At 69.4% G+C, this 15,933-nt stretch carries 13 protein-coding genes; 6 read left to right on the top strand and 7 right to left on the bottom strand.

Features of this window, described 5'->3' with window-relative positions; translation table 11 throughout:
* Entirely contained in the window at positions 1-960 is a 960-nt protein-coding gene (locus tag OXQ33_RS12610; RefSeq protein ID WP_267435046.1) for a J domain-containing protein, read from the bottom strand.
* Positions 961-1,072: 112 nt separating this feature from the next.
* Between OXQ33_RS12610 and OXQ33_RS12605 the strand changes: the two genes are divergently transcribed.
* Complete coding sequence (locus tag OXQ33_RS12605) at positions 1,073-1,303, top strand: hypothetical protein (RefSeq protein ID WP_175311729.1); 231 nt, start codon at positions 1,073-1,075, stop codon at positions 1,301-1,303.
* A 307-nt stretch (positions 1,304-1,610) separates the two neighbouring features.
* On the opposite strand, the gene OXQ33_RS12600 is transcribed toward OXQ33_RS12605, so the two are convergent.
* Together OXQ33_RS12600 and OXQ33_RS12595 are read right to left on the bottom strand one after the other, a co-directional pair.
* Positions 1,611-2,504: a transglutaminase family protein gene (locus tag OXQ33_RS12600; RefSeq protein WP_267435045.1), complete on the bottom strand. Its 894-nt coding sequence runs from the start codon at positions 2,502-2,504 to the stop codon at positions 1,611-1,613.
* The gene (locus tag OXQ33_RS12595; protein ID WP_267435044.1) at positions 2,501-4,957 is read right to left on the bottom strand and encodes a circularly permuted type 2 ATP-grasp protein; all 2,457 of its coding nucleotides are present in this window, start codon (positions 4,955-4,957) and stop codon (positions 2,501-2,503) included. The genes OXQ33_RS12600 and OXQ33_RS12595 overlap by 4 nt, the downstream gene beginning before the upstream one ends.
* Before the next feature lie 163 nt (positions 4,958-5,120).
* On the opposite strand from OXQ33_RS12595, the gene pdxH reads away from it, so the two are divergent.
* From pdxH to OXQ33_RS12580, 3 genes are read left to right on the top strand one after another with little or no spacing between them, the layout of a single operon-like run.
* Positions 5,121-5,702: a pyridoxamine 5'-phosphate oxidase gene (gene pdxH, locus OXQ33_RS12590; RefSeq protein ID WP_267435043.1), complete on the top strand. Its 582-nt coding sequence runs from the start codon at positions 5,121-5,123 to the stop codon at positions 5,700-5,702.
* A complete protein-coding gene (locus OXQ33_RS12585) occupies positions 5,699-6,649 on the top strand; it encodes a cation diffusion facilitator family transporter (protein WP_267435042.1) in 951 nt (316 codons plus the stop codon). The genes pdxH and OXQ33_RS12585 overlap by 4 nt, the downstream gene beginning before the upstream one ends.
* Positions 6,649-7,452 carry a PhzF family phenazine biosynthesis protein gene (locus OXQ33_RS12580; protein WP_267435041.1) on the top strand — a complete coding sequence of 268 codons (804 nt, stop codon included), beginning with the start codon at positions 6,649-6,651 and terminating at the stop codon, positions 7,450-7,452. Before OXQ33_RS12585 ends, OXQ33_RS12580 begins: the two co-directional genes overlap by 1 nt.
* Before the next feature lie 222 nt (positions 7,453-7,674).
* On the opposite strand, the gene OXQ33_RS12575 is transcribed toward OXQ33_RS12580, so the two are convergent.
* Positions 7,675-11,061, bottom strand: a complete 3,387-nt coding sequence (locus tag OXQ33_RS12575) for an AAA family ATPase (protein ID WP_267435040.1) — start codon at positions 11,059-11,061, stop codon at positions 7,675-7,677.
* A 115-nt stretch (positions 11,062-11,176) separates the two neighbouring features.
* Positions 11,177-11,638: a hypothetical protein gene (locus tag OXQ33_RS12570; protein ID WP_267435039.1), complete on the bottom strand. Its 462-nt coding sequence runs from the start codon at positions 11,636-11,638 to the stop codon at positions 11,177-11,179.
* Between the two features lie 81 nt (positions 11,639-11,719).
* On the opposite strand from OXQ33_RS12570, the gene OXQ33_RS12565 reads away from it, so the two are divergent.
* Positions 11,720-11,941 carry a hypothetical protein gene (locus OXQ33_RS12565; RefSeq protein WP_267435038.1) on the top strand — a complete coding sequence of 74 codons (222 nt, stop codon included), beginning with the start codon at positions 11,720-11,722 and terminating at the stop codon, positions 11,939-11,941.
* Here the strand turns inward: OXQ33_RS12565 and OXQ33_RS12560 are convergent.
* On the bottom strand, positions 11,938-13,215 hold the full coding sequence (locus OXQ33_RS12560) for an FAD-binding oxidoreductase (protein WP_267435036.1): 1,278 nt from the start codon (positions 13,213-13,215) through the stop codon (positions 11,938-11,940). The genes OXQ33_RS12565 and OXQ33_RS12560 overlap by 4 nt on opposite strands.
* 33 nt (positions 13,216-13,248) lie before the next feature.
* Between OXQ33_RS12560 and OXQ33_RS12555 the strand changes: the two genes are divergently transcribed.
* Positions 13,249-14,262: a 4-hydroxyproline epimerase gene (locus OXQ33_RS12555; RefSeq protein ID WP_267435035.1), complete on the top strand. Its 1,014-nt coding sequence runs from the start codon at positions 13,249-13,251 to the stop codon at positions 14,260-14,262.
* Positions 14,263-14,557: 295 nt separating this feature from the next.
* Here OXQ33_RS12555 and OXQ33_RS12550 read toward each other — a convergent pair whose 3' ends face one another.
* On the bottom strand, positions 14,558-15,754 hold the full coding sequence (locus OXQ33_RS12550) for a Xaa-Pro peptidase family protein (protein WP_267435034.1): 1,197 nt from the start codon (positions 15,752-15,754) through the stop codon (positions 14,558-14,560).
* Positions 15,755-15,933 lie beyond the last annotated feature (179 nt).

Raw genomic sequence — 15,933 nt, 5'->3', positions numbered from 1 at the left:
TCAGACGCCCATGGCGGCCCTCGGGTTCCTGCCGTCCTTCCATTCGGTGGCGAAGCGTTGCAGCTCTGCATCATCCGCCGGAATGTCGATGACCAGCGTGATCAGCTGATCGCCGCGCCCGCCGTTCTTCTTGTGAAAGCCCTTGCCCTTCAGGCGCAGCGTCTTGCCGGAGGTGGTGCCCTTGGGCACCGTCAGCATGACGGGACGCTCGACGGTGGGAGCCTTTACCTGCCCGCCCAGCACCGCTTCGGTCAGCGAGAGGGGCAGGTCCAGGCGGACATCGTCGCCGTCGCGGGTAAAGAAGGGATGCGAACTGACCTCGATCGTGACGATCGCGTCGCCCGCGCCGCCGGGACCGGGCTCGCCCTTGCCTGCCAGCCGCATCTGGGTGCCGGTCTCGACACCGGCGGGCAGCTTCAGGTCGATGGTCTTGCCGTCGCCCAGCGTCACCCGCTGCGGGCTGAGCGTCGCGGCGTCGATGAAGGGGACCTTCAGCGCATAGGCGATGTTGTTGCCCTTGGGCGCGGTACCACGGCGTCCGCCGCCGAAACCGCCGAAACCGCCGCTGAACCCGCCACGCCCCGCGCCGCCGAACATGCCCTCGAATATATCGGACATGTCGGCGCCTTCGCCGCCGAAATCGAATTGCTGGCGAAAGCCGCCGCCGCCCGGCCCCGGACGGGCGCCCCCGCCAAAGCCGCCCGCCGCGCCGCCGCCATAGCCGAAGGGCGAGGTCGGATTGCCGTCGCCGTCGATCTCGCCCCGGTCGAACCGGGCGCGCTTGTCCTTGTCGTTCAGCAGGTCATAGGCGTTGGTCACCTGGCTGAACTTCTCCGCCGCCTTGGGATTGTCCTTGTTGCGGTCGGGATGCAGTTCCTTCGCCAGCTTGCGATAGGCTTTCTTGATATCGGCTTCGCTGGCCGTTCGGCTTACGCCCAGCGTCTGATATGGATCGGCCACTCTTGTCCCCGTTGACAGTGTATTACCGATCTATGTGGGGCAGTCCGCGCCGGAGCGCAATGCGTTGCCCATGCGTTGCCCATGCGTTGCAGCAGGACGAAGGAGACGGATCATGACCCAGCCGATGCAGGCGACAGGAAACGACGGCAAGAAGGGCGCGCCCGACGGCGTCTCGGATGCGCCCGGCAAACATGGCGGCGAAAGCCAGGGCGGCGGTTACGAAGGCGTGCCGGAGCGCGAAGGCGACTTCCACGGCGGCCAGAGCGGCGCGGCCTATCACGGCAAGGGCGGACACCCGGACCCGGACAAGGACAATCCGAATGCGGTGACGGAGGAGGGGTAGGACTGGCCCGATCTCCGTTCAGCCTGAGCGAAGTCGAAGGCCATGGGAAGCGCTCGCGGCAAGGCAATGGGCGTGCACTTCGACTTCGCTCAGTGCGAACGGCGGTGGGATTGCGGGCGGAGTAGGGGGAGTTCATCCCTTGGCGCAGGGTTCTCGCGACAATAGCCTCAACCCCCGTTCAGCCTGAGCGAAGTCGAAGGCCATGGGACGATGCCCGCGGCAAGGCAGCGGACGAGCACTTCGACCTCACCCTGCGCAGACGGAGGCAGGATCGCGGGCTGAGCGGGGGATCGCGTAACCGAACGCGCTACCCCGCCACCAATTCCTCCACCGGTGCGACGTCGACGCTGACGTCCATCTTCTGCGCGCCCGAGCCCAGCACTACGCCGTCGACGGGCGCGATTTCCGCATAGTCGCGGCCCACCGCCACGATGATATGGTCGCCCGCCATCCAGATGCCGTTGGTCGGATCGACTCCCACCCAGCCACGGATCGGCCCACACCAGATCAGCACCCAGGCATGGGTCGCGTCCGCGCCGACCAGTCGCGCCTCGCCCGGCGGCGGCAGGGTGCGGATATAGCCCGAGGCATAGGCCGCCGGGATACCCGCCGCGCGCAAGCCCGTGATCATGATCTGGGCGAAGTCCTGGCACACGCCGCGCCGCTGGCGAAAGGCGTCCGCCGGGGGCGTGTCGACGAGAGTCGCGGCGGGGTCGAAGGCGAATTCGCGCTGGATACGACCCGCCAGCGCGAATCCCGCCTCCAGCGCGCCGCGCCCCGGCGAGAGGTCGGCGGCGCACCACTCGGCGATGGCGGGATCGAGCGGGATCAGCGGCGAGGGGAAGATGTAATTGGCCGGGCCCGCCGCCGACAGGTCGGGGCTGGACCGGGCCAGCGCCGATATCTCCGCCAGGGTCGGATCGTCGGGGGAGGGCATGGGCACCGGGCGATCGACCAGCATCCGCGCGCGGCTCTCGATGGTTAGGCTGCGCACCGGGCGATCCACCACCAAGCGGGTGACATGCGCCAGCCCGGCCTCGGCATGGGCGGAGCGGGTGCGTCCGACCGGCTCGACGATCAGGTCATAGCTTTCCAGCGTCTGGCCCGGCCAGTCGATCGGCTTCAACCGCAGATTGCACCGCGCATATTTGACCTGCGCGCCATAATCGAAGCGGGTGATGTGGCGGATGTCGTAGATCATGCCAGGGTAAGTCCCCCCGCGCGCAAAGGTTCGGCACCCTGCAGGAAATAGCGCCGCGCGATCGCTTCGGACAGCAGGCCCAGCCGCCGCTCGACATCGCCCAGCATGTCGGCGTCCAGGGTGCGGGCGTCCTGCGTCTCGACGGCGGCGCGGATCGCGATCGCCTGCGCCTGTTGCGGCTCAGCCATGTCGTCGTCGGACAGGACGGGCAGGCGCGACAGGCAGTCGGCGATGCGCGCTGTCTGATAGGCGAGCGCGCGCGGGTTGTTGGGGTCGAGCGCGACCAGATCGACCACCGCGACCCGTGCCAGGCCGGTCGGATAACGCTGGCGATAGCTGATCTGGCTGTTGGCGAGGTCGAGCAGCGTGGACAGGTCGTCCGCCGACGCCCCCGCCATGCCGAACAGCCGGGTCGCACGGGCCAGCGCGGTGGCGCGCTCCACCCGGCGGCCCAGATCGTGAAAGCGCCAGGCGGCGGTCCGCACCATATGCTCGGCGGACAGCCCGGCGATGGCGGCATAGCGGCGTTGCAGCGAGCCCGCCCGGTCGAGCATCCCGACATGGCTGGGGAAGGGCGCCTCCAGTAGCCGGACCATGTCTGCGGACAGGCGGTCGCGTGAGCCCTCGCTGATCCCCCGCGCCAGGCGGTTGATCCGCGCGACCGAGTGCCAGCCCTCATCCTCCATGGCGGTGCGTGCGAACTGGGTCAGCGCGGCGCGGTGCAGGCTGTCGGGATGCGGCGCGGCCCCCGCCCCGGTGATCAGGCCGACCAGCCGTCCGACCGTCCGCGGATCGAGCGCCGCGCCGCCATCGACGTCGATAGAATTGCCCAGCATCACCCGGATCGCCGCCAGCAGCGCCTCACCCCGCTCCAGATAGCGGCCCAGCCAATAGAAATTGTCCGCGACCCGGCTGGGCAGCGTGCCCGGATTGCGCCGGACGTGCAGCGAATCGGGCGCGGCGAGCAGCGACATCGGCGCGACCGGCTCCGGCCCATGGATGCAGACATCGGCGGACCACAGCCCTTCGCCGATCATCGCGGCGGTCGCCTCCGGATGGTCGCCGATCCGCCCGAAACCACCGGGCAGGACGGTCCAGTTCCCCTCGCCATCGCGCGCCGCGAAGACGCGCAAGGTGAAGGGGCGCGGCTCCAGCCGGTCGTCGATGACGACGGGCATGGTGGACAGGCGGACCATCTCCTGCCCGACATAATCCTGCGGCCGCTTGGCCATGTCGGCGATCAGGGCGGCACGCCCCTCGGTGGACAGGCTCGCCCCCGTGCGTGCACCATCGGGCAGGCCCAATGGCCGGGGGCCGAAGGCGGGGGCGATCAGCATCTGGTCGAGATGTTCGGCGACATGCGCCGCTTGAACCGGTCCGCCGCACCACCAGGTCGCGATGGTGGGAAGCGTCAGCGGTTCGCCCAGTATCTGCCCGGCGAGCGCCGGCAGGAAGGCGGAGAAGGCCGGGCTTTCGAGCACGCCCGCCCCCGGCGCATTGGCGATCACCACCTGTGCCTCGACATAGGCGTCGATCAGGCCGGGCACCCCGATCTGCGAATGGCTGTCGAAGGCCAGCGGGTCGAGCATCCGGGGATCGAGCCGCCGCCACAGCGCGTCGATCCGCTTCAGCCCGGCGACGGTGCGGACATAGACCTGTCCCTCGATCGCGGCGAGGTCCGCGCCCTCGACCAGCAACAGGCCCAGATAGCGCGCCAGATGCGCCTGTTCGGGATAGCTTGGGTTGAAGCGACCGGGCGTCAGCAGCCCGATGCGCGGATCGGCGCGGCGGCATTGCGCGGCGAGCCCGGCGCGAAAGGCGGCGAAGAAGGGCGCGTGCCGCTGCACGTTCAACCGGCTCTGCAACCCGCCCAGCGTCCGGCTGACCGCCAGCCGGTTCTCCAGCGCATAGCCCGCCCCCGCCGGATTGCGGAGGTGGTCGGCCAGGACCCGCCACTCGCCATCGGGCCCGCGCGCCAGGTCGAAGGCGACGAAGCTCAGATGATGGCCGCCCGGCGACGTCACCCCGACCATGGGTCGCAGGAAATAGGGGCTGCCGGTCGCCAGTGCGGCGGGGATATGGCCCTGACGGACCAGATCGCCGGGGCCGTACAGATCGGCCAGGATCGTCTCCAGCAGGGTGGCGCGCTGCTTCACCCCCGCCTCGATACCCGCCCATTCGCGCGTGTCGATCAGCAGGGGGACGGGGGAGACGGGCCAGGGCCGTTCGTCGGTCTCGCCGATGATGCGAAAGCCGGTGCCGATATCCGCCGCGTGCCGCTGCACCCGTTCGCGCGCATGGGCCAGGTTGCTGGCGACGGCGGCCAGTTCCTCCAGCATCGCGGTCCAGGCGGGATCGTTCGACCCGGCCAGCACGTCCGCCCGTCCGGCGGCGGCGCGATAGGCGGCGATCCAGGCGGCGGCCTGCGCGGGGCTGTCCTCGGAGGGGTCCATTGGGGGCGGAAAATCGCCGCATCGGCGCAAGGTTGCAACAGATGATTGCCAGGACGCTGGATATAGATCGCGAAATCACCGTTGCCCGTCACGGCGGATGCGCGATCCAGCGTTTCCGTTCGCAACATTGGTTTTCGATCGGCAGGGGCGTATGGACGCGCGCATGGCCGACGATCCCTTTGCCCTGTTCGATCTCTGGTTCGCCGAAGCGCGCGACAGCGAACTCAACGATTCCAACGCGATGGCGCTGGCGACGGTCGATGCGACCGGCCAGCCCTCCGTGCGGATGGTTCTGCTGAAGGGCCATGATGAACGTGGATTCGTGTTCTACACCAACCGCGAAAGCCGCAAGGCGCAGGATCTGGGCGAGGGGAGCAAGGCCGCGCTGCTGTTCCACTGGAAGTCGCTGCGCCGCCAGATTCGGATCGAGGGGCCGGTGTCCCGGGTCTCGGACGCCGAGTCGGACGCCTATTTCGCCAGCCGGAGCCGGGACTCGCAGTTAGGCGCCTGGGCCTCCGAGCAATCGCGCCCCCTTGACGCCCGCGAGACGTTCGAGGCGCGGTTCGAGGCAATGCGCGCCCGGTTCGAGGGCGGCGACGTGCCGCGCCCGCCGCATTGGGGCGGATACCGCGTGACGCCGCAAGCCATCGAGTTCTGGCTCGATCGCGAGCATCGGCTGCATGAGCGCCGCGTCTTCACCCGAACCAGCGAAACCGGCTGGGACGAAGGACTGTTGTTCCCGTGACCCAGGACGAACGCAAGAAGGTGATCCCGCTGGCGACCCGCGCGGCGCTGGCCAGCGTCGCGATGGCGCTGTTCCTACTGGCGCTGAAGGGCTTCGCCGCGTGGCGGACGGGCTCGGTCGCGATGCTGGGTTCGCTGGCCGACACCGCGCTCGACCTGCTCGCCAGCCTGGTGACGCTCTATGGCGTCCGACTGGCGGCGACTCCGGCGGATCATGACCACCGGTTCGGCCATGGCAAGGCGGAGGCGCTGGCGGCCTTGTTCCAGGTGGCGCTGATTACCGCCTCGGCGGCGGGCATCGCCTGGCGCGCGGTCATGGCGCTGGGCGCGGACAATCCCACCAGCGACGCCGAGTTCGGCATCGGCGTGTCGGTGATCGCGATCCTCGCCACCATGGTCCTGCTCGCCTATCAGCGCAGCGTGATCCGGCGGACGGGCTCGGTCGCGATCCTGGCCGACAATGTCCATTACCAGTCGGACGTGCTGCTCAACGGATCCGTGATCGTCGCGATGGTGCTGGACCAGTATTTCGGCTGGCACGGCGCGGACCCGGTATTTGGCATCGCCATCGCCTTGTGGCTCGCTTGGGGGGCGTTCCAAGCGTCCTCGACCGCGATCGACCAGTTGATGGACAAGGAATGGCCCGACGACCAGCGCGCCGCCTTCCTCGACGTCGCTGCGCGCCAGCCGGGGTTGAAGGGCATTCACGACTTCCGCACCCGCCGCTCGGGCAGCCACGACTTCGCGCAATTCCATATGGAGGTGGAGCGCGAACTCACCGTCGCCGCCGCGCATGACATCGTCGAGGGGGTGGAGGGTGCGCTGCGCCGCGCTTTTCCCAAGGTCGAGGTGCTGATCCATCTCGATCCCGAGGGCCATGTCGACACCGACAATCCGCTGGTCGAGGCGGACGTGACCCCGCACTGGTTCGGCAAGCGCGTTTACTGATGCGCATCCCCTTCACCCAGGTCGACGCCTTTGCAGAGGCGGCGTTCGGGGGGAATCCCGCGGCGGTGATGATGCTGTCGTCCTGGCCGGACGATGCGACCCTGCTGGCGATCGCGCGGGAGAACAACCTGTCGGAGACGGCCTTCCTGGTCGCGAGCGACGGGGGCGAGGCGGATTTCGAGTTGCGCTGGTTCACGCCGGGCGACGAGGTGGAGATGTGCGGCCATGCCACGCTGGCGAGCGGGCATGTCGTGCTGTCGTCGGATACGACGCGGCAATGGGTACGCTTCGCGACGCGTCATGCGGGGGTGCTGGAGGTCGCGCGGGACGGGCTGGGGTACAGCCTGTCGCTGCCCGAGCGGACGCCGGTGGCCGAGGCGTTGCCGGGGGTTGTCGATGCGTTGGGCGTCGAGGGCGTGGTCGAGACGCTGCTTCATCCTGCTGGTTACGCTGTGGTCGTCGTGGACGATGCCGCGACGGTACGGGCCTGCACGCCCGACTTCGCCGCGCTGGCCGGGGCCGGGCGCTATGTCGTGATCCTGACCGCGCGGGGCGGGGCGGGCGAGGCGGATGTGGTCAGCCGGGTCTTCGTGCCCGCCTTCGCGATCGACGAGGACCCGGTGACGGGCTCGGCGCATGCGGTGTTGACGCCATACTGGACGGCCAAGCTGGGGTGCGACGCCTTCGTGGCCGAACAGGCGAGCGCGCGGGGCGGGCGGTTGCGGTGCCGGATGGACGGCGACCGCGTCGTGCTCGGCGGCGGGTGCGTGACGGTGATCGAGGGCACGTTCCTGCTGCCTTGAGGGATTCCCGTGGCCTTCGACTTCGCTCAGGCTGAACGGGGGTGAGGGGCGTGTGGCCTCCCCAAAGTATTGCACGACCCCGGCGAAGGCCGGGGCCCAGGTTCCGCCACGCCGATAGCGCGCCGAGCGATGCGTGGGAGGCCAATGCACCTCGCCCTCCATAGCGCACTGCCACTGGACCCCGGCCTTCGCCGGGGCGGTCACGAAAGATTGCCCGAAACGCTATTCCGCCGCCAGCAACGTCTCCGCCGCCTGCAAATCCACCGAGACCAGCCTGCTGACCCCGCGTTCGATCATCGTCACGCCGAACAGCCGGTGCATCCGGCTCATCGTCACGGCATTGTGGGTGACGATCAGATACCGCGTGTCCGTCTCGCGCGCCATGCGCTCCAGCAGTCCGCAGAAGCGGTCGATATTGGCGTCGTCCAGCGGCGCGTCGACCTCGTCCAGCACGCAGATCGGCGCGGGGCTGGTCAGGAACAGGCCGAAGATCAGCGCCACCGCCGTCAGCGCCTGTTCGCCCCCCGACAACAGGGTCAGCGACTGGAGCCTTTTGCCCGGCGGCTGCGCCATGATCTCCAGCCCCGCCTCCAGCGGATCGTCCGAATCGATCAGCGCCAGATGCGCCGAGCCGCCGTCGAACAATGTCGCGAACAGCGTCTGGAAATGGCCGTTCACCGCCTCGAACGCCGCGAGCAGCCTTTGCCGCCCCTCGCGGTTGAGCAGCCCGATCGAGCCGCGCAACCGCGCCACCGCCTGCACCAGATCCTCGCGCTCGGCGGCATTGGCCGCGCCGCTCGCCTCCAGTTCGGCCAGTTCCTGTTCGGCGACGAGATTGACCGGCCCGATCCGCTCGCGGTCTGCGGACAGCTTGTCATGCGCGGCGGCCTCCGCCTGGGGCGAGCCGACGCCCGCACTCTCGAAACCCAGCCTTTCGGGCAGCACCGGGGCGGGGCAGGCGAAACGCTCGCCCGATACGCGGCCCAGCTCCACCCGGCGGAGTTCGTGATTCTCGACTCGCGCCAGCGCCCCGGCGCGCGCCTCCCGCGCTGTCGACAACAAGGCATTGGCCCCGGCATGGGCAGCCTCGGCGGCGCGCAGCGCATGTTCGGCCTCGGCTTCCTCTGCTTGCGTCCGCTCCGCGTCGGCCTTGGCGCTGTCATGCGCGGCGGCGAGGGTGGCGATCTCCTCCGCGAGCTGCGCGGGACGGTCGGCGAGCGCGGCGGCGTCGCGTTCCAGCGTCGCGGCGCGCGCGTCCATCTCGGCGATCCGCCCTGCCGCTTGCCCGGCGCGCTGGTCCCAGCTTTCGGCCTCGACCATCGCGGCGTCCCGTCGATCGCGGGTCTGCGCCAGGCTGCGTTCCAGCGTCGTCCGCTCCGACCGGGCGAGCGCCACCGCCGAACGCGCCAGTTGCGTCTCGGTCTGGAGCCGCGCCGTCTCCGCCGCACTCGCCGAGCCGTCGGGCAGGTCGGCCAACGCCGCCTCGGCGCGTTCGCATTCGGCCCGCGCCTCGTCCGTCTCGGCGGCCATGCGCTCGGCGCGCGCGGCCAGGTCGGCGCGCTGGGCGGACAGCCGTTCGATCATCGCCTGCGCCCGGTCCTCGGCGCGTTGGGCATCGCGCAAGGAGGTGACGGCGGTGGCGTGGAGCGTCCGTGCGCTGGCGGCGGCGGCGCGCGCGCGCGCGATGCGCTCCTCGATCACCGCACGCGCCTCCGTCGCGGCCTGGACCGCCGCCTCGGCCGCCGGGCGCTCGGCCTCCAACGCGGCCAGCCGGTTGCGCCGCTCCATCCGCTCGGCCGCCGCTGCGCCGCCGCCCTCGCCGATATAGCCGTCCCAGCGCCGCAGCCGGCCTTCGCGCGTGACGATCCGCTGGCCGACGCTGAGCTGCTGGCCCGAATCCACCTCGACCAAGAATATCTGCGACAGTCGCCGGGCCAGGGCAGGGGGCGCGGTGATCCGCTCGCCCAGCCGGAGCGTACCCACCGGCGGCGGCGGATCGTCGGGCAGGATCGGCGATCCATGCCAATCGATCAGCGGCGTTTCCAGTTCGTCGCCTAGCGCGGCAGCCAGCGCGCGTTCGTAACCGGGTTCGGCCTGCACCTCGTCGAGCAGTCGGTCGCCGCTCTTGCGCTCGGTCACACGAATCAGCGTTGCGATCTCGGCATCCAGCGCGGCGAGCGCGGCGATGGCGCGGGCGCGGGTCGCCTCGGCCGTGTCGCGCTCGGTCGAGGCGGTCGACTCGCTTTCCTCGGCCCAGCCCAGTGCGGCCTGCGCCTTGTCGGCATCGCGCTTGGCGGCGGCTTGGGTCGCGATGGCGGCGTCTCGCGCCGCCTCCTGTTCCGCCATGTCGGGCAACGCGTCGATGGCGGAGGCGACGCCCCGCGAATCGCGTTCCGCCCGGGCATGGCGGGTTCGCGCGGCGGTAAGCGCCGCTTCGGCGATCCGGCGTTCGGCCGCCTCGGCGGCTTGCGCGGACAGCGCGCGGGCCAGTGCCACCTCGGCATCGCGATTCTTCGTTTCCGCCTCGGCCAGCAGCGCGTCGAGCCGGGGCATCGCCTGCACCGCATGGGCGATGCGCGCGTCCAGATCCTCGCGTTCCTGGGCCAGTCGCTGGATCGCGGCGGCGGCGTCGTGCGCCAGCGCATCCTCGCGCGCGCGGTCCTGATCGATGCGGGTACGCGCGGCGGCCAGTTCCTCGATCCGGCGTTGCAGGCCGTGGCGGCGGTCGCGCGCGCGGGACAGCGCATGGCCCGCTTCGCTCAGCGCATCGCGTGCGGTCAGAGAGGCGGCCCGCGCCCTGGCGGCCCGCGCGACCGACTGTTCCTGTGCCTTGGCGGCGGCGCGTTCGGCGGTGGTGGCGTCGGTCACCTGACGCTCGGCGGCCTCGGCCTCGGTCTTGGCGAGGGTCGCCGCTGCCGCCGCGTCGCGCCAGCGGGCGAAGATCATCCGCGCCTCGGCCACCCGAATCTGGTCGGAGATCAGGCGATAGCGCTCCGCCGCGCGCGCCTGTCGCCGCAGGGTCGCGATGCGCGCGTCCTGATCGGCGATGGCTTCGTCCAGCCGGGTCAGGTTCGCTTCGGTCGCGCGCAGCTTCGACTCGGCGTCACGGCGGCGGACATGCAGTCCCGCGATTCCGGCGGCTTCCTCCAGCATGGCGCGGCGCTCGGCGGGCTTGGCGGCGATGACCGCGCCGATCCGGTTCTGGCTGACCAGAGCAGGGGAGTGCGCGCCGGTCGCGGCATCGGCGAAGAGGAGGGCCACGTCCTTGGCCCGCACGTCGCGCCCGTCGATGCGATAGGCCGAGCCAGCGCCCCGCTCGATCCGGCGAACAATCTCGGTCTCGTTCCCGTCGCGCTCGGCCAGGATGGTGACCTCGGCGAAGTCGCGCGGCGGGCGGGTGGCGGTGCCCGCGAAGATGACGTCTTCCATCCCCGCGCCGCGCATCGACCGCGCACTATTTTCGCCCATGGTCCAGCGCAGTGCTTCGAGCAGGTTCGACTTGCCGCAGCCATTGGGCCCGACAACACCGGTCAGCCCCGGCTCGATGACCAGATCGGCCGGATCGACGAAGCTCTTGAAACCCGAAATGCGAAGCCGCTTGATCTGCACGGACCCGGTGCCGTCCCCCGACGTCGATGGTGGTTATCGATAGCGCATGGGGACGCGTTGTCGAGGGGGGAGGAGCGGATGCCGTTTCGACATCCCGCCCGTCCGCCTCTATCCGTCAGAGAGTGAAACGGACGGAGTCGCCCCCGACCAGAATATTTCGAGGTGGCCCATCGGCGAAATTCAACACGGCGTCCGGCGATCCATCGGGACTGTGCATAATGACCGTCGAACCCTTCACGGTCACGATGGTGTAGGGTGGGGGCGACAACACATATTGTCCAGCATAGATGCCGTTGCGGAATAGGATGATCCGCTGGCCACCGTGCATGACGTTCGCCCCTATGGGCCGGTATCGGTAGCGATAGTCGTAGAGGGCAAAACGGCCTTGCTCTACGCGACCGATCTTCACGAATGACACGGCCTTGCCGGAGCATAAGAGCGGCCCGGTAAAATGCCCTTTGACGAGCGCCGCCCGCTTGCCCGCCATGCAGGAGGACGTGTTCGCCGTCGCCGCGACCACGGGCGTAGTCAGAATGACGGTTGCCGTTTGCATCACAAGCAACAGGAGCCGCGTCACCACACCCGCCTTTCACCGGAAATGGCGTGGATACGGCCCGAAGGGCTGGACCACGCCGCCAGCTGATGACATTCTTTCGGGATGATCCGCAAGCCTTCGACGATCACGCTGTGGCTCTTCCGGCTTGTGGCGGCCGTCTGGATTGCGACCGCCATCCCCATCGGGCCGGATAGCACGATGGAGGGTGTCTCCCTTTGGGGTGCGATGGCGGGATGGTTCTACATCACGCCTGTCATTCTGCTGGTGATCGGCCGCCGTTGGAATCGCCCGACGGCGGCCAGACACCGCGCAAATGGCGCTTAGACGAACCGTTCCAGCGCGAACGGCTCCATCGGCACCGCGACTGTCTCGCCATCCAGCATCCCCGACACCAATTCACCCGTAATCGGCGCCAGCGTCAGGCCCAGATGGTTGTGCCCGAACGCATAGGATACCCCCCGCGTCCCCGGTACTCGCCCGATCGCGGGCAGGTAATCGGGCAAAGTAGGCCGCGCGCCCATCCAGGGCTTCGCGTCCTCGCCGATCGGCAGGCCCAGCGCGGCGATATGGTGGCGCAGGCGGTTCCATTTGGCGGGGTCGGGCTTCGCTTCGGCGCGGGCGAACTCGACGATGCTGGCGGCGCGCAGACCCCCGGCAAAGCGGGTGACGATCATCGAGCGGTCCTCGAACACCACCGGCGGCAGGTCGGCGGGCCAGTCGACCTCGGGTCCGGTCTGGAGGTGATAGCCGCGCTCGGCGATGATCGGGGCCTTCAGGCCGAAGGGGCGGAGCAGCGCGGCGCTCGCCACGCCGGCCGTCACGACGATTTGCGCGGCGGCCAGGCGGCGGTTGTCCGATAGGCGGACCTCGCCGTCGCCGACCGCCTCGACGCGGGCGATGATGCGGATGCCGCCATCCGCCACGAAGCGCGCGGTCGCCGTCTCCGCCAGTCGCGTCGGGTCGGCGATCTGGCCGCTGCCCTCGAAGCGGATGCCGCCCGCAACGGGACTGCGGATGCGGGTGCGCCAGTCCTGCAACTCCGCCTCGGTCAGCGGGCGAAAGCGCGCGGTGCCGGTGTCCGCCGCCTGCCAGTTCGCCAGCCCCCGTGCGGCGCTATCCGGGCTTTCCCACAGCACGACATGGCCGTCCGGGCGCAGCAGTTCGGGCGCGCCGAGCGCGGCGACATGCCGCTCCCAGGCGGGCATCGCGTGCGCCAGCAATCCCGCCAGTGCCTGATGCGCGCGCTCGTAACGGGCGGGCCGCGCGGCCTTCAACAGGCGCAGCGAGAAGGGTAGCCAGGTCGCGATCTCGCGCGGCGGCAGGGCTAGCGCGCCGCCGCGGAAGAACAGCGGCTTGGCAAACCCACGCACCATCGCGGGCGAGGCGATCGGCTCGGCCTGTTCGGTCGCGATATGGCCCGCATTGCCCCAGGAGGCGGCGCGGGGCGAGTCCTCCGCCTCGATCAGCGTCACCATCCAGCCTTTGCGCTGGAGCGCCAGCGCAGTGGTCGTCCCCACCACCCCGCCACCCACGACGATGGCGCTGCGATGATCCGAGGACGACATGCTATTTTCCGGCTTGGGCATAAGGCGGGTCATATCGTATACGGATTTCCTAGCAAGGGAATCCCGATGACGTCACCCACAATCCGCCACACCTTTTTCTGCATCGACGGCCATACGGCGGGCAATCCGGTCCGGCTGGTGGCGGGCGGCGCGCCGCTGTTGCGCGGGGCCAGCATGGCGGAGCGGCGGCTGGACTTTCTGGAGCGGTTCGACTGGATTCGCACCGGGCTCTGCTTCGAGCCGCGCGGACATGACATGATGTCGGGCGGCTTCCTCTATCCGCCCTGCGAGCCCGACAGCGATGCCGCGATCCTGTTCATCGAGACGAGCGGCTGCCTGCCCATGTGCGGCCATGGCACCATCGGCATGATCACCTTCGGCCTGGAACATGGCCTGATCACCCCGCGCGAGCCCGGCAAGCTGAAGGTCGAGGTGCCCGCGGGCACCATCCATATCGAATATGAGAAGGAAGGGGCGAAGGTCACGGCGGTCCGCATCCGCAACGTCCCCGCCTATCTGGCGGCGGAGGGCATCCGGATCGACGTGCCGGGCTTCGGGCCGCTAACGCTGGATGTCGCCTATGGCGGCAACTACTATGCCATTGTCGAGCCGCAGGGGGCCTATACCGGGCTGGACGATCTGGGCGCGTCGAAGCTGGTCGAACTCAGCCGCACGATCCGCGAACTGGTGCGCGAACAGTTCGAGCCGGTCCACCCGCTCGAACCCTCCATCCGGGGGGTCAGCCATGTGCTGTGGGCGGACAAGCCCTCGGCGGAGGATGCCGATGGGCGTAACGCGGTCTTCTATGGCGAGCGGGCCATCGACCGTTCCCCGTGTGGCACCGGCACCTCGGCGCGCCTCGCCCATCTGGCGGCCAAGGGACGGTTGAAGGTCGGCGACCGCTTCGTCCATGAAAGCTATATCCGCAGCCGCTTCATCGGCCGGGTCGAGGCGGAGACGGAACTGGGTGGTCAGGCGGCGATCGTGCCGTCGATCCAGGGCTCGGCGATCGCTACGGGTTTCAATACGATCTGGATCGACCGTGAGGACCCATTCTGGGCGGGGTTCACCGTGGTTTGAAGTGATTGTTCACGCGAAGACGCGAAGCCGCGAAGGAAAATAGGGTTCGCGCGGTGACGCGGAGACGCGGAGGGGCAGGCTCGCCGCGTCAGCGGCCCTCCCTGTATTCCTCCCCTTGCAGGGGAGGAATGGGATGAATGGCGATCCGCCCTGAACAGCGGTCCGTTGACGATTCCAAAGCGCGGCCGCGCGGGCCGTCATCTCCGCGCCTCCGCGTCTCCGCGCGAGCAAAATGTCTTCGCGTCATCGCGGCTTCGCGTGAACCTGTTGCCCCGGCCTTCGCCAAGCCCACCCTTCACCCCAGATCGTCGATGGCGGGCTGGGGTTCGGTGAACCAGGCCGCACCCGTCTCGGTGACGTAGAAGTGATCCTCCAGCCGCACACCGAAACGCTCCGGCACCACGATCATCGGTTCGTTGGAGAAGCACATGCCCGGTGTCAGCGGGGTTTTGTCGCCGCGCACCAGATAGGCGGGCTCGTGGATCGACAGGCCGATGCCATGCCCGGTGCGGTGCGGCAGGCCGGGCAGGCGGTAGTCGGGACCGAGGCCGGAGCGTTCGAGGACCGCGCGCGCGGCATAGTCCACCGCCTCGCACGGCTCCCCCGGACGCACGGCGGCGAAGGCGGCGGCCTGGGCCTGCTTCTCGATGTCCCAGATGCGGCGGACCTCGTCGCCGACCTCGCCGAAGGCATAGGTGCGGGTGATGTCGCTATGATAGCCGTCGATCAGCGTGCCGGTATCGACCAGCACCACATCGCCCTCGCGCAGCACATCGTCCTGCGGCAGGCCATGCGGGAACGCCGTCGAGCGACCGAACTGGACCGCGCAGAAATAATTGCCGGTCGACGCGCCCAGCGCGCGGTGCGCTTGGTCGATGAAGCGGATCACCTCCGATGCGCGAATGCCCTCATGCAGGATGCGCGCGGCGCGACGATGGACCTCCAGCGTCATGTCCATCGCCTGTTGCATCAGCGAGATCTCGGCGGGCGACTTGATCGAGCGGCAGCCATCGACCGCGGGCGCGCCGCTGACCAGCGCCACGCCCGGCGCGGCGGCGCGGATGCGGTCGACGAACAGGAAGGCGAGCGCCGGGTCGATGGCCAGCGTCTTCGCGCCGTTCAGCGCCTGCGCGACAAGCGCGGAGGGGCTTTCATCCTCTTCCCACAGCCGGATGTCGGTGGCGGGGACGGACAGACTCGCCTCGAACGAGCCGAGCTCGAAGGCCGGGCAGATGAAGATCGGATCGCCCTGGACGGGCAGCAGCATCGCGACCAGCCGTTCGGTCGCACCCCAGGCGACGCCGGTGAAGTAACGCAGGCTTGCGCCGGCACCGATCAGGATCGCGTCGGCGCCCATCAGCCCCGTCAGTTCTCGCGCGCGGTCCATCCGGCGGGTGCGCTCCTCGGCGGTGATGACGGGGGCGGGATTCGCCCAGGGCGACAGGCTCGCCAGTTCGCATTCCGCCGTCGATCCGCCGATCATCCCTGCCATTCGCCTCACTCCATTTCGTATACGGTTGGGCGTCTAGCGTGGCGCGAGGCGGGACGCTAGCGGGCTCATCATACTCGCCGCCGTTCGGCCTGAGCGAAGTCGAAGGCCAAGGGAATCCCTTCGCCAAGGATCAGGCGGCGGGGCGTATGCTTCGACTTCGCTCAGCACGAACGGAGGTG

It is taken from the genome of Sphingomonas sp. GM_Shp_1 (genome assembly GCF_026540895.1).
Taxonomy (GTDB): Bacteria; Pseudomonadota; Alphaproteobacteria; order Sphingomonadales; family Sphingomonadaceae; genus Sphingomonas.
This window is presented reverse-complemented; position numbering and strand designations above follow the sequence as displayed.

Coding starts and splice junctions, on each gene's coding strand:
- OXQ33_RS12580 (WP_267435041.1), top strand. CDS start 6,649: ATGCGCATCCCCTTCACCCAGGTCGACGCCTTTGCAGAGGCGGCGTTC.
- OXQ33_RS12595 (WP_267435044.1), bottom strand. CDS start 4,957: ATGGACCCCTCCGAGGACAGCCCCGCGCAGGCCGCCGCCTGGATCGCC.
- OXQ33_RS12605 (WP_175311729.1), top strand. CDS start 1,073: ATGACCCAGCCGATGCAGGCGACAGGAAACGACGGCAAGAAGGGCGCG.
- OXQ33_RS12560 (WP_267435036.1), bottom strand. CDS start 13,215: ATGACCCGCCTTATGCCCAAGCCGGAAAATAGCATGTCGTCCTCGGAT.
- OXQ33_RS12555 (WP_267435035.1), top strand. CDS start 13,249: ATGACGTCACCCACAATCCGCCACACCTTTTTCTGCATCGACGGCCAT.
- OXQ33_RS12550 (WP_267435034.1), bottom strand. CDS start 15,754: ATGGCAGGGATGATCGGCGGATCGACGGCGGAATGCGAACTGGCGAGC.
- pdxH (WP_267435043.1), top strand. CDS start 5,121: ATGGCCGACGATCCCTTTGCCCTGTTCGATCTCTGGTTCGCCGAAGCG.
- OXQ33_RS12600 (WP_267435045.1), bottom strand. CDS start 2,504: ATGATCTACGACATCCGCCACATCACCCGCTTCGATTATGGCGCGCAG.
- OXQ33_RS12565 (WP_267435038.1), top strand. CDS start 11,720: ATGATCCGCAAGCCTTCGACGATCACGCTGTGGCTCTTCCGGCTTGTG.